This window comes from Paenibacillus qinlingensis, assembly GCF_031455095.1.
Lineage (GTDB): Bacteria > Bacillota > Bacilli > Paenibacillales > NBRC-103111 > Paenibacillus_E > Paenibacillus_E qinlingensis_A.
This window is the reverse complement of the sequence record NZ_JAVDSB010000019.1, coordinates 58,444-71,701: the sequence shown is the minus strand read 5'-3', so window position 1 is coordinate 71,701 and position 13,258 is coordinate 58,444. Positions and strand designations below refer to the sequence as shown.

The window sequence follows — 13,258 nt, the reverse complement described above, 5'->3', positions numbered from 1 at the left end:
TAGATATTAGGTTAAGTATAGTAAATTATACGTTTCTAATACTAGTGCGTTTCATCCTAATTTATTCGTACAATTTCACATTGGCGTGTAAAAAATGGCAAAAAAAAATCCGCTGCGGCAGTAAGCCGTGCGGATTTACTTATGATTAAATACCAACGATGTGGTAGCCGCCATCAACGTAAATGACTTCACCCGTGATACCTCGGGACAAGTTACTCATAAGGAACATGGCCGTGTCGCCAACTTCAGCTGTATCTGTCGTTTTGCGAAGCGGAGCTTTCTCTTCAACTTGACGCAGGATGGAGTTGAAATCCTTTATTCCTTTGGCAGCCAAAGTACGAATTGGACCCGCGGAAATACCGTTCACACGAATGCCATATTGACCAAGATCTGCTGCCAAGTAGCGTACGCTTGCTTCAAGTGCTGCTTTGGCAACGCCCATCACGTTGTAGTTCTTCATAGCGCGTTCTGCGCCTAGATACGTCATCGTCATGATGCTTCCGCCTTCTGTCATCAGCGGGTAAATCCGTTTGGAGACTGCAACGAGAGAGTAAGCACTGATATCATGTGCAAGCGCGAAGCCATCGCGTGATGTATCTACGAACAAGCCGTCAAGTTCTTCTGTTTTAGCAAAAGCAATACTATGTACTAGGCCATGCACGACACCGAATTTCTCTTTGAGCGCGGAAGCCAATGTATCAATCTCAGCATCAACTGTTACGTTACATGGCATTAAGCTTGAGCCTGGAATTGTATCAGCCAGTTTGCGCACGCGTTCTTCTACACGCTCGTTTTCGAACGTGAATACTAGATTCGCACCTTGTGCGGCTAAAGATTGTGCAATGGCCCAAGCGATACTGCGGTCATTGGCAACACCCATTACAAGTATATTTTTTCCCTTTAATAATTGACTCATGTTCGTAGAAGCCCCTCTCACAATGGCATGGATAGTCGTTCATTCCTTCAAATTACCCCATTTTGTCCAACAATTCAAGAAAAATATGGGATTAGAGCTGAAGCGACGCCTCATCGAGGGCTGTGACACCTTCCTGCCCCTTTAAGTCTTCCATGAGTTTGAACAAAGCGCTATCCTTCATCTTCGCTTCGATCATAATATCCAGTTTCGGTGTGATTGGGGCTATCGCTTTCAGAAACGCAAATAAAGGCTCCACCTCCACATAGTCGGCATGGCTTCTTGGTTCCGTTTCGCCTTTGGGGCTGGACACGTGAATTTTGGGAGGCAGTGTGGCTGATGCATCGTCCAAGTGCAAGCGTGCGTGTGTGAACCATGTTTCCTGGATGCGTGGCCATAGCTCGACAATGTCTTCTCCATTGTTATTGACCGCATGATGATGCACATCCAGCACCATAGGGGCACCGACTTCTTCGGCAATCTCAAGCGTTTCTAGCGCATTGAAGGTTTTGTCGTCATTTTCGAGCGTGATTCTTCGTTGAATTGGTATACGCAACGCGCTGAAGTTCTGAACAAATCGCTTAGCGGCCTTCGTTTTATCGCCGTAGGAACCCCCAACGTGGATGTTACACATCGCTTCCATGCCAAGCCCCATCGCGTTCAGCATGGCGGAGTGCCGCTCCAAATCCTGCACAGACTTCTCTAACACGTCCTTCCGTGGCGTGCTGAGCACGGTAAAATGATCGGGATGAAAGCTGACGCGCATGTTATTCTGTTTGGCATAGCTGCCAAGCTCCAGAAATTCCTCGGACAGCGTTGGGATTGGGTCCCAATCACCTAGCATTTCATGGCCAATCAGCGGGATAAAACGAGAAGAAAACCTAAACACCATGATGTCGTGAGCACGATTATGTCTAAGCAGTCGGAGCGTGTTATGTAAATTTTCAGCACCAATGCGCTCTAATTTGCGGATAGCTGCGTCGCGATCGAGCAAGTTGCTGAAGTTCGTAGCGGTCATCGTCTTGGATGGAGAAGCATTCTTGACCACGGTGGACATGGCTACGTATCCTAGGCGAATGAGCATATTCCTTAACCTCCAGATTCATTTCCGATTGGAAATTCTATGGTTTATGACTACCTATTAGATTACCCTAGCGAATCGTTACACATACTTTACACATACAAACAGACCCTTTGACGTTCGAGAACGTCATAAGGGCCTAGGCCTTTACGCATTTGAAAACTTGAAAACGGATTTAATGGTACCAAATTTCGATCCGGGCAAGGATACCAGCTGGATTACCTACGCTACGGTTAGCGTTGGATGGCGAGTTGAAACCCGCGATTACTATATCATTTTCACCTTGTTGAAGATACTTCTCGATATGGAATGTGCGGCCTGGATTATAAAAAGCTAACGTATCCTGCGGCCGATCGATTACCACGGGTCTTCCGTTAATGAGCACGATAGCATAGTTGTCCACAGCTAAGAATAAAGTGGCTTTTTTAACTTTGGAATGGACTTTGAATCTTTTGGCGACCACTGCTGCTGGACCAATGGAATCGCTCGCGCCCCAAACATAGGCTTCACCTTCTTTAGGTTGCGCCCATGCTGGAATCGCCTCGTTTTCGATCGCATTTACCCAACTGCCGTCCGTGCTGATAATTGTGTGTTTTTTCATTTCTATTCACTCCTTTCTAGTAAGATAAGCTATTATATGAAGCTAGTGTTCCGTTTGAAAGGGACAAAGGAAACCGTATAAACATACTAATTTGTTTGACTGAGAGGTCGATTTGCGACGTCTCAGAGCGGGAATGGTGTGATTGTGCTTCTGAGCGGACGATTTCGGACGTCTCACGCGGGAGGTTCATCCATTCAGCTAATTCGTTCGACTGAGAGGTCGATTTTCGACGTCTCAGAGCGGGAATGGTGAGATTGTGCTTCTGAGCGGGCGATTTTCGACGTCTCACGCGAGTGGTTCGTCCATTTCCCCTTCCTCTGCGCTAGCAAGCATAACAAAAAACACCGACCCCAAAAGGTCGGTGTTTCTCTTACTACTTAAGCTTGCTCTCCAAAAAACATTTCGTACGCGAGCGAGGTCTGAATGCGTGATTCCTCATCCGTCAGAGGGCGGATAAGCTCCATCTCCACCTGTGTAACCTCTTCGCCTTGGAAGTTAATTTCCGCGATGGAGGCTACAATTCGTACGATGGCAACCGCCTGGTTCTCAGGCGTGTAGGCAATAACCTTCTGGCCTGTAGGGAAAACGCGGAAACCGCTCTTCACCATTTTGCCGCGGCCATACTCCAGCAACTCGTAAAGCTCCTGTTGAGACTTAAACTTGCAAACCGAATTGAATTCCGTTTGAAAACCCATGGCTTATCTACTCCGCATCGAAAGAATATTGGATATTTTGCTTAGCTGCATGTCGCTCAAGCGCCAATCGAATGAGATCATCCAGCAGCTCTTTATATGGTTTACCTGTTTCTTGCCATAGCAACGGGTACATGCTGAATGGCGTGAAGCCAGGCATCGTGTTGATTTCATTGATGTATACTTTTTGATCGAGTTTACCTAGGAAAAAGTCCACGCGTGACAAGCCGCTGCCATCAACCGCCAAGAATGCACGGAGTGCCAGTGCTCTGACCTCATCCGATACCTCTTGAGGGATCTCAGCTGGAATAATCATCGCTGATTTGCCATCCAGATACTTGGCTTTATAATCATAGAATTCATTGGAGGATACGATTTCACCCACCACCGAAGCAATAGGTTCATCATTTCCTAGAACGGCAACTTCAATTTCACGGGCATCGATATTTTCTTCAATAATCACTTTACGATCATATTGGAAGGCAAAAGCAACCGCGGCGATAAGCTCTTCTTGATTTCTCGCCTTGGAAATCCCAACACTAGAGCCTAAGTTAGCTGGCTTCACGAAGCATGGATAACCTATCGCCGTTTCTAGCTCCATGAGGTGATACGCGCGATTTTTCTCCCACTCGGTACGGGTAAAGTGCCGGAAAATGCACTGCGGAAGTCCTTCCTGTGCAAAAACCTTTTTCATCATGACTTTATCCATACCTACTGCAGAAGCCAATACACCAGCACCTACATAGGGGATGTTCGCCATTTCCAATAGTCCCTGAATTGTCCCATCTTCTCCAAAGGTACCGTGTAAAAGCGGGAATACGACATCTAAACCAAGGTCCTCCGCACCAGCTGATGTAATAGAAGAAACAGCTACATCACCCTTCGTTTGAATGCCGCCAAAAATCGGCGCCAAAGCATTCGAAGCAGGAACGCTAGCGTCATCTGTGCTAAACGTTAATGCTTCCTTCGATTGAGCTGGACCTAAGAGCGGCGTTCCGCTTCTCCATTCCCCTTTTTTGGAAATGTAGAACGGTGTAATCTCATATTTCGTGAAATCCACAGCTTTCATAACGGCCAATGCCGTTTGTAAAGACACGTCATGCTCGCCGGACTTCCCTCCATAAATTAATCCAATTCGTATTTTGCGGCTCATTACGTACCTCCGTCTAGTATTTACAATTTCTATGCTAATTACATTTCATCAGCAACATGTATGAACATGTATTTCGTTCGTTCCGACCAAGCAGGTGAATCCTTGTATGCCCAGTACCGATTCCGGCTATTAAAGGTATGCGCATTAACAAGCGGCATCCCATTGGCATCTTTACCTATAACGAATGTGTTGTGCTGGTAGCGACCATCGCCATCCCAATCATAGCTGATGGTGTCTCCTGGCTGCAGCTCCCGAGCATCCTTAACGACTGTACCTGTCAAACCATGCTTATGAGGACGTTCGAAGTAATGATGTAAGCTATTGGCAACTGCCCAACTATAGCTCCAGAGCTCTTGATGCCCTTTTTTGCCCCCATACCACCAGCCCGATTCCCTTTTCCCAGTATAGTCCATTGGAGCCCCGCCTGCAAAGAGGCATTGAGACACATAATTCGTGCAATCTACTTCAAAATAATCATACCGCGGATTCGGTTTCTGCCACCACATTTCCGCATATTGGACGGCTTTAGGACGATTATAAATGATTTTCCGGGGAGCGGATTCCAGACCACTCGTATTGCGTATACTAGGATTGATATAAGGAAGAGATGGCGAACTGCGCAGGGTATCTATGAATGTTTCGTTCTCTGACAAATGGTAGCTGCGACCGTGGCTGGTCCGGGACTTTTCGCTTTGCAAAGACTCAGCACTCTGTACCTTCCAGCCTGCTGTATGCTGCTCAATGACCACACGTTCTGATTCTATCCGCTCCTCCTGATGCTCTATGGAATCTATTTGATAGGTCAAAAATCGGTGCAGCTGGATGTCCGCAATAATCCCATATGGCAATTCTTTGACACCTTGCATACGGAGCTTCGTCTCTCCGCGCAGCAGCTTTGCATCACGTTCTCGGTAACTGTTCAGGAGCCTTCGCACCTTGACATCCTGTTTCCGTACATAAGCGCTGTCCGAGACAAATGCATCCAAAGGTGCAGCCGAGCCCTCGAGCTCAGCCTGATTTTTCGCATGAACGTAATTATATAGCGCTGTTTTCCAGGACATCTTGGTATCCCTCCTTAAACTTTATTAAGGTAGTGAGAAGTTTCGTTAGGACAAGCCCGAATTGCTTTGAATTGATTCAATATATGACATTTTGACCGTAAAAATGATTGAAATTAATCTTTACTCGCACGTGGCGAAGCGCTATACTTGAGGTAGAGGGAATTATGAAATCGAGTTTCACTAGATGAAATTCGATGGCATGGTTAGATATTATTAATGAGGAGGAACTACCTATGTCCAACAAGGACTCTTTTTCTGTGCGTAAGCAGTTAACTGTCGGCACGAAATCGTTCCAGTATTACAGCCTTCCTGACTTTGAAAGTCAAGGTCATGGCACAATCAACAACCTTCCAGTTTCTATCCGCGTTTTGCTTGAAGCTGCTATTCGTCAATTTGACGGTCGCGCAATTACAAGTGAACACGTTAAACAAATCGCTGGTTGGGCTCAAGGCCGCGATGAGAACAAAGAAATTCCTTTCATCCCTGCTCGTATCGTTCTTCAGGATTTCACAGGTGTACCTGTCGTCGTTGACCTTGCGGCAATGCGTGCGACAATGGCTCGTGAAGGCGGAGATCCTAAACGTATCAACCCGCTTGTTCCAGTAGACCTTGTAATTGACCACTCTGTCATGGTTGATGCTTTCGGATCCCCGGATGCACTCGAAATGAACATTGACTTAGAATTCGAAAGAAACGAAGAGCGTTACCGTTTCTTGCGTTGGGCACAAACAGCATTCGATAACTTCCGTGCTGTGCCACCTTCAACAGGTATCGTTCACCAAGTTAACTTGGAGTACTTGGCATCTGTTGCAGCTACAAAAACAATCGACGGCGAAACTGTCGTGTACCCGGACTCCCTTGTAGGTACAGACTCCCATACAACTATGATCAACGGTCTTGGTGTTGTAGGTTGGGGCGTTGGCGGTATCGAAGCGGAAGCTGGTATGCTTGGTCAACCTCTATACTTCGTCGCTCCAGACGTTGTTGGTTTCAAATTGACTGGTCAATTGGCAGAAGGCGCTACAGCGACTGACTTGGCATTGACGGTTACTCAAATTTTGCGTAAAAAAGGCGTTGTTGGTAAATTCGTTGAGTACTTCGGTCCTGGTCTAAGCAACATCTCCTTGGCTGACCGTGCAACAGTAGCGAACATGGCTCCTGAGTATGGCGCAACAATCGGTTTCTTCCCTGTTGATAACGAGACTTTGAACTACTTGCGTGCTACTGGCCGTGATGAAGATCAAATCGCGCTTGTTGAAGCTTACTACAAAGCACAAAACATGTTCCGCACAGACAGCACACCAGATCCAGTGTTCACAGAAGTTCTTGAACTTGATCTTAGTACGGTAGTTCCAAGCTTAGCTGGTCCTAAACGTCCGCAAGATCGCGTAGAACTTACGCACATGAAAGAATCTTTCAACGCGATCATCCGTCAGCCAATTGAAAAAGGCGGCTACGGGTTGACTGAAGAGAAAGTGGCTGAAGTTGTTGATGTTGTATATCCAAATGAAACAGTTAAAATGGGTACTGGCGCAGTTGTTATCGCGGCTATTACTTCCTGTACAAACACATCCAACCCAAGCGTAATGATCGGTGCTGGACTAGTAGCGAAAAAAGCGGTAGCTCTTGGTTTGAAAAAACCAGCTTACGTGAAAAGCTCTTTGACACCAGGTTCCCTAGTTGTTACAGACTACCTAGTGAAAGCAGGCCTTCTTGAGTCCCTTGAAGCTCTTGGCTTCCACGTTGCTGGTTACGGCTGTGCAACTTGTATCGGTAACTCCGGTCCACTTCCAGACGAGGTAAGCAAAGCGATTATCGACAACGATATGACAGTAGCTGCTGTTATCTCCGGTAACCGTAACTTCGAAGGCCGCGTACACGCACAAGTAAAAGCGAACTACCTTGGATCACCTCCATTAGTTGTTGCTTATGCTCTTGCAGGTACTGTGAACATCGATCTTGCGACAGATCCAATCGGTCATGACCACACTGGCAAACCTGTCTTCTTGAAAGATATCTGGCCTACAAACCAAGAGATTCAAGATGCGCTTAACATTGCAATGAGCCCTGACATGTTCCGCGACAAATACAGCAATGTATTCCGTGCGAATGAGCGTTTCAACGCAATTCAAATCCCTGAAGGCGATCTATACGAGTTCGACACGAACTCCACGTACATCCAAGAGCCTCCGTTCTTCACAGATTTGGGCACAGTTCTTGATGATATCGCTGATATTAAAGCAGCTAAAACACTTGCACTTATGGGCGATTCCGTAACAACGGATCACATCTCCCCTGCTGGTAACATCAAAGTAGACAGCCCTGGAGGCCAATACTTGATCAACCACGGTGTTAAAAAAGAAGACTTCAACTCCTACGGTTCCCGTCGTGGTAACCACGAAGTGATGATGCGCGGTACGTTCGCGAACATCCGTATTCGTAACCAAGTGGCTCCAGGAACAGAAGGCGGGGTAACAACTTACTTGCCAACTGGCGAAGTTGAGTCCATCTACGATGCTTCCATGAAGTATCAAGCTGAAGGTCAAAACCTTGTCGTTATCGCAGGTAAAGAGTACGGAACTGGATCTTCCCGTGACTGGGCAGCAAAAGGTACATTCTTGCTAGGCGTTAAAGCTGTTATCGCTGAGAGCTTCGAGCGTATCCACCGCAGTAACCTTGTAGGTATGGGCGTTCTTCCACTTCAGTTCATTAACGGCGAAAGCTGGAAGTCCCTAGGTATCAATGGTCGCGAGACTTTTGATATCACAGGTCTAAGCAATGATGTTCAACCAGGTTCCACTGTAAAAGTAACTGCGACTCGCGAAGACGGAACTAGCTTCGAATTCACAGCGCTTGTACGTTTGGATAGCTTGGTAGACGTAGATTACTACCGCAATGGTGGTATCTTACAAACGGTTCTTCGTTCCATTCTTGCAGAGAACAAGAACTAATTTTCAATAAATTCCAGCAAAACACACACAAATGCTCGGGATTGCCTTCATGGCAGTCTCGAGTTTTTTACATATTTATGGGAAAAATCACGTTTTTTTGCTCATTTTAATCAAAAATTGACCTTGCTCGAGCCTTACTCCCCCAAGGGATTGACTTACATTTCCAAAAACTGCGGGTTGAGACCGCGTATAGGGATGTCTATACTGAGTAAAGCGAAAGGGGAGATGAAGATGATGTTCATAAAAAAACTAGTCGTAGTCGCACTCGTAGCTTCCTTTGGTTTAGGGATAAACGCAGGAATGTGGAGCCCGATGGCATCCGCAGTAGAAGCTACTACTTTACAGCAAGGAGTACAAAATGGTGACGTTTGGGACGCACAATTCCGACTAAAAACCTTGGGCTTATATGAGCCTTATATAGATGGAAAATATGGTCCGATTACAGCCGCGGCAGTTCGTAATTTCCAAACGAATTATGGACTCAGCGTAGATGGCATCGTGGGTGCGCAAACGTGGGAGTACTTGCGTAAATTCACAGTGAATCAACCAGAGCTGGATATGCTGGCTAAAGTTATTTACAGTGAAGCACGCGGCGAATCCTTTGAAGGGCAAGTTGCCGTTGGAGCGGTCGTTATGAACCGATTGAAGTCCAGTCAGTTCGAGAACACGATTCAAGGCATCGTATTTGAGAGTGGGGCTTTTACAGCGGTCAGCGATGGCCAGTATAATTTAACACCAGATACGCAAGCCTACAAGGCGGCTCTAGAAGCTGTAAGAGGCTGGGATCCTACAGGTGGCGCCCTCTACTATTTCAACCCAAAAACAGCCACTAGCGCTTGGATCTGGACACGTGAACAAACGGTGCAGATCGGGAATCATATCTTCGCTGTATAAATAAGTAAATCGTGTGCGACCACGATGAATTGAAAAATACCTCTACACGAAGCCGCTGGTGAAGCGAGCTCGGGTAGAGGTGTTTTTGTCTACACACTCCTTATGCGTCGACTTGCTCTTCATACCAAGGATTCAAGTGAACCAGCACTTCATCTACATCACTGTGTGCTTCTTTTATTTTGCGCTTAATGCTGCGACTAATATCATGACCTTCTTGGATCGTCAGCTGGCCCGGAATACCAAGTCTCGCATCAACTAATATGTAATGCCCATGCTCCCTCGCACGCAGTCGATCAATTCGCTTAACTTCTGGTACACCCCGGATCAAAGCAGCATACTGCTCAATATAGGCGGGACTGACACTGCGCTCCATCAAAATATCAAAGGATTCACTGCCCATTTCATAAGCTAGCTTCAGCACGAGGAAAGAGACGATGATCCCCGCCACTGGATCTCCATACGCTAAATAACTAATGCTATAATAATCTCCGATCAAAGCTAGACCAATCCCCACAGAAGCTGCGATAGAGGCGTAGACGTCGGCTAAATGGTCGTAGGCTGTGGCAATCAACCCTTTGCTATTGATCCTCTTTCCTATGCGCATCGTGTAAACATACAGGATTTGCTTCCATACAAGGGAAATGACAGCCGCACAAAAAGCAATAATATGCGCCTCACCTGCTGGCTCGAACAAGGCATGAATCGAATGATACCCCATATAAACAGCGGCTCCGCCCAAAATAATTGCGACGATAAATGCTCCGAGCACCTCCGCTTTCCCATGACCATAGGGATGCTCCACATCCGCTGGTTTGGAAGAGACTCGCATCGAACTGTACGCAGTTGCTGTCGCGATTACGTCCCCAGCGTTATGAATGCCATCCGCGATAAGCACTTGGCTATTGAATAGAAGGCCGACAATGATTTTGATGGCGGTCAGCACGATGTTACTGGCCAGACTTATCCAGATCGCCAGCATCGAAGCTGTCTTCTTCATGACATTCCCACTCCCTTTCCCCCTTTTAGTATGGCTTTTCAACTGCAAAGCATCCATGGAAGGGAAAAACCTGCGTATGTAGGGAAATAGATAAATACCTGCGATTATGCAGGTGGGGGCTCGATCCCAGCTCCCGCCGACAAAAAAAACGATGCCGCTTAACGCAGCATCGTTCCCATCCGCCTCGCCGCCTCCATAATCGTCGGCGCCTGCTCTTGCATTAGCTCCAGCGTGAGCCTGTTCGCTGGACCTGAGACCGCGAGGGCGGCCACTAGACGGCCTCCGCGGTCAAGAATCGGCGCGGACACAGCCGCCGCGCCGGGCTCGCGCTCTTCGACGCTCGTGGCGAAGCCTGCGCGCCTTGTATCGCTGAGCTGCTGCAGGTACGCCTGCGTGCCTAACCCTGTCGGCCAATCGGCCGAGGTTAGCAGCTGCTCCAGCAGCCCTGGCTCAGCGAAGGCGACGAGCACCTTGCTCGAGGCGCCGACGTAAAGCGGCATTCGCGCCCCGACAGGGGCAACACGGCGAATGGCATGGTTGCTCTGCACGGCTTGGATGCGCACGCGCTCCAGGCCGTCTTGCACGTACAGCGAGATCGTCTCGCCGAGGACATCGCGCAGTCGTTCCATCTCCGGCAGCAGGATGATGCCTGGATCGCCCTCTTTGGACAAGTTGGCGGACAGTTCCCATAAACGGTAGCCGAGTCGATACTTATCTGTCGCTTCATCGCGCATGATGAAGCCCTTGCCTTCTAGCGAGGCTAGAAGGCGGTGCACCGTGCTTTTATGAAGCTGAGCACGTGTAGCAATCTCGGTTAGCGTCAACTCCGATGCCCCGGTAAAACAAAGCAAAATATCTAAAGCGCGCTCAACAGCACGCACGGTAAGCTTGCCATCTTCCATCCATGAACACCACTTTCCATGAGCCAAACAGTTTCACTATATGAAACCTTGTTATGTCCAGTATAACCAAACTAGATGGAACCGTAAAGGTCAAACACCTCATTTTCCCATTATTACAGAAGCGTTACAAAAGGCTTACAAATGCCGCATCCACATTGACTTGAAAGCGCATTCATAATACTATAAGAGTATAGAAATACTTTTCAGAATATTTAAATAATTAACTCTCCCTTCTAAGTTTACACCTCTACCTAGCGGCATTACACATACACATTCATCATGGAGGGAGGCTTTAACGATGTCTACAACCACTCTAAATCCTGTAACAGGATCACTTCAACCCACGCTTGACCAGGTGATCACACAACCTTTTTTACGTAGAAAAAGACTAATCACCACAATACTTTTGGCCTTATTGCTGACCTGCACCTCCATCATGCTCATTTTCCATGCGTATATAGCTTGGAACTTAGCAAGACCTAACATTGAGCCTTTGCATTCGAATCCAATGAAGGCTGTTCGACTACCTTACACCGATGTATCCTTCCCAAGTCAAAATGGTAAAGCCCTTTTGAATGGCTGGTTCATCCCAGCTGTTGGATCAAGTAAAACCGTTATTTTCTCTCATGGCTATGGCGGAAATCGTGAAGAACTTTGGGTGCCGCTCTACACCTTAGCCCGTGAGCTTCATAAAAAGCAGTACAACGTTCTCATGTTCGACTATGGCTACGTCAATACGAACAGTACTCGCCTTATGACTGGCGGCGTTCAAGAATCTAAGGAACTACTCGGAGCCATTGATTACATCAAACAGTCTACTGGCGGTTCGATCTATATCTGGGGCTTTTCCATGGGGGCAGGTACTGCCTTGCAGACAGCTCTACAGCAAAAAGGGGATATTTCAGGGATGATCCTAGACAGTACATTTCTGCTGAACTCGGACACCCTTTATCAAAATATTAATCAAATCGTACACTTGCCTAAATACCCTTCTCTGCCGCTTGTCCGACTCTTCTTCCCTCTCTTAAATGGGGTAAGCTTGCAGGACGTTCCTTACACCAAAGTAACCACAACATCTTATGAAATGCCCATCTTTATGATTCATGGCACCAATGATAATAAAGCTCCCCATGTCTTAGTCGAAGCAATGTTCAAACATCAGCATAATAGCGCTTCTAAACTATGGATTCTGCCTAACGCACAGCATGAGCTTCTGTACCGTGCTGAGCCTAAAACGTATGTGAGCCGCACCCTGGACTTCCTCAGCAGCATCGAACCACCGGCCGCATCCGAGCACGTTAACGCTGGTATTCCCTCCTCCCTATAAAATCGACCTCTCATGAGGTCGGTATTTTTTTGCGGTTTAGCAGGCACCGCTGCCTCTGTAACTCGAAATATTCGAGTTACAGCACGAGAAAGCTGCCTCGCTGCACCTGTAACTCGAAATATTCGAGTTACAGCACGAAAAAGCAGCCTCACTGCCTCTGTAACTCGAAATATTCGAGTTACAGCATGAAAAGGCTGCGCTACTGCCTCCGTAACTCGAAATATTCGTGTTACAGCATGAAAAAGCAGCGCCGCTGCCCCCGTAACTCGAAATATTCGAGTTACAGCACGAGAAAGCTGCATCGATGCCTCCGTAACTCGAAATATTCGAGTTACAGCACGAGAAAGCTGCACCGCTGCCTCCGTAACTCGAAATATTCGAGTTACGGCACGAGAAAGCTGCCTCGTTGCCCCCGTAACTCGAGATATTCGAGTTACAGCACGAAAAAGCAGCGCCGCTGCCTCCGTAACTCGAAATATTCGAGTTACAGCACGAGAAAGCTGCATCGCTGCCCCCGTAACTCGAAATATTCGTGTTACAGTGCGAGAAAGCTGCATCGCTGCCCCCGTAACTCGAAATATTCGAGTTACAGCATGAGCAAGCAGCTCTACTGCCTCCGTAACTCGAAATAATCGAGTTACAGCACGAGAAAACAGCCTCGCTGCCTCCGTAACTCGAAATATTCG

At 47.3% G+C, this 13,258-nt stretch carries 11 protein-coding genes; 3 read left to right on the top strand and 8 right to left on the bottom strand.

Annotated elements, in window-relative coordinates; genetic code table 11:
- Positions 1-145: 145 nt before the first annotated feature.
- The 6 genes from fabI to J2736_RS29565 form a co-directional block, all read right to left on the bottom strand.
- Positions 146-916, bottom strand: a complete 771-nt coding sequence (gene fabI / locus J2736_RS29590; protein ID WP_310502180.1) for an enoyl-ACP reductase FabI — start codon at positions 914-916, stop codon at positions 146-148.
- Between the two features lie 91 nt (positions 917-1,007).
- Entirely contained in the window at positions 1,008-1,997 is a 990-nt protein-coding gene (gene uvsE, locus J2736_RS29585) for a UV DNA damage repair endonuclease UvsE (protein WP_310502179.1), read from the bottom strand.
- A gap of 172 nt (positions 1,998-2,169) precedes the next feature.
- Positions 2,170-2,595, bottom strand: a complete 426-nt coding sequence (locus J2736_RS29580; RefSeq protein WP_310502178.1) for a hypothetical protein — start codon at positions 2,593-2,595, stop codon at positions 2,170-2,172.
- 377 nt (positions 2,596-2,972) lie between these two features.
- A complete protein-coding gene (locus J2736_RS29575; RefSeq protein ID WP_310502177.1) occupies positions 2,973-3,290 on the bottom strand; it encodes a hypothetical protein in 318 nt (105 codons plus the stop codon).
- 7 nt (positions 3,291-3,297) lie between these two features.
- Positions 3,298-4,440 (bottom strand): D-alanine--D-alanine ligase, encoded by a 1,143-nt coding sequence (locus tag J2736_RS29570; RefSeq protein ID WP_310502176.1) that lies wholly within the window; start codon positions 4,438-4,440, stop codon positions 3,298-3,300.
- A gap of 38 nt (positions 4,441-4,478) precedes the next feature.
- Positions 4,479-5,501, bottom strand: a complete 1,023-nt coding sequence (locus tag J2736_RS29565) for an amidase domain-containing protein (protein WP_310502175.1) — start codon at positions 5,499-5,501, stop codon at positions 4,479-4,481.
- A gap of 233 nt (positions 5,502-5,734) precedes the next feature.
- Here J2736_RS29565 and acnA point away from each other — a divergent pair, with 233 nt between their 5' ends.
- The gene (gene acnA / locus J2736_RS29560; RefSeq protein WP_310502174.1) at positions 5,735-8,452 is read left to right on the top strand and encodes an aconitate hydratase AcnA; all 2,718 of its coding nucleotides are present in this window, start codon (positions 5,735-5,737) and stop codon (positions 8,450-8,452) included.
- A gap of 234 nt (positions 8,453-8,686) precedes the next feature.
- A complete protein-coding gene (locus J2736_RS29555) occupies positions 8,687-9,346 on the top strand; it encodes a cell wall hydrolase (protein ID WP_397341917.1) in 660 nt (219 codons plus the stop codon).
- 100 nt (positions 9,347-9,446) lie between these two features.
- Here J2736_RS29555 and J2736_RS29550 read toward each other — a convergent pair whose 3' ends face one another.
- Positions 9,447-10,343, bottom strand: a complete 897-nt coding sequence (locus J2736_RS29550) for a cation diffusion facilitator family transporter (RefSeq protein ID WP_310502172.1) — start codon at positions 10,341-10,343, stop codon at positions 9,447-9,449.
- Between the two features lie 158 nt (positions 10,344-10,501).
- On the bottom strand, positions 10,502-11,245 hold the full coding sequence (locus J2736_RS29545) for an IclR family transcriptional regulator (RefSeq protein WP_310502171.1): 744 nt from the start codon (positions 11,243-11,245) through the stop codon (positions 10,502-10,504).
- Between the two features lie 298 nt (positions 11,246-11,543).
- Between J2736_RS29545 and J2736_RS29540 the strand changes: the two genes are divergently transcribed.
- Complete coding sequence (locus J2736_RS29540) at positions 11,544-12,572, top strand: alpha/beta hydrolase (RefSeq protein ID WP_310502170.1); 1,029 nt, start codon at positions 11,544-11,546, stop codon at positions 12,570-12,572.
- Positions 12,573-13,258: the final 686 nt, after the last annotated feature.

What these genes read in the sequence shown, in the direction of transcription:
- J2736_RS29575 (WP_310502177.1), bottom strand. Translation starts at nt 3,290, where the DNA reads ATGGGTTTTCAAACGGAATTCAATTCGGTTTGCAAGTTTAAGTCTCAA.
- J2736_RS29550 (WP_310502172.1), bottom strand. Translation starts at nt 10,343, where the DNA reads ATGAAGAAGACAGCTTCGATGCTGGCGATCTGGATAAGTCTGGCCAGT.
- J2736_RS29580 (WP_310502178.1), bottom strand. Translation starts at nt 2,595, where the DNA reads ATGAAAAAACACACAATTATCAGCACGGACGGCAGTTGGGTAAATGCG.
- acnA (WP_310502174.1), top strand. Translation starts at nt 5,735, where the DNA reads ATGTCCAACAAGGACTCTTTTTCTGTGCGTAAGCAGTTAACTGTCGGC.
- J2736_RS29540 (WP_310502170.1), top strand. Translation starts at nt 11,544, where the DNA reads ATGTCTACAACCACTCTAAATCCTGTAACAGGATCACTTCAACCCACG.
- J2736_RS29565 (WP_310502175.1), bottom strand. Translation starts at nt 5,501, where the DNA reads ATGTCCTGGAAAACAGCGCTATATAATTACGTTCATGCGAAAAATCAG.
- J2736_RS29570 (WP_310502176.1), bottom strand. Translation starts at nt 4,440, where the DNA reads ATGAGCCGCAAAATACGAATTGGATTAATTTATGGAGGGAAGTCCGGC.
- fabI (WP_310502180.1), bottom strand. Translation starts at nt 916, where the DNA reads ATGAGTCAATTATTAAAGGGAAAAAATATACTTGTAATGGGTGTTGCC.
- uvsE (WP_310502179.1), bottom strand. Translation starts at nt 1,997, where the DNA reads ATGCTCATTCGCCTAGGATACGTAGCCATGTCCACCGTGGTCAAGAAT.
- J2736_RS29555 (WP_397341917.1), top strand. Translation starts at nt 8,687, where the DNA reads ATGTTCATAAAAAAACTAGTCGTAGTCGCACTCGTAGCTTCCTTTGGT.
- J2736_RS29545 (WP_310502171.1), bottom strand. Translation starts at nt 11,245, where the DNA reads ATGGAAGATGGCAAGCTTACCGTGCGTGCTGTTGAGCGCGCTTTAGAT.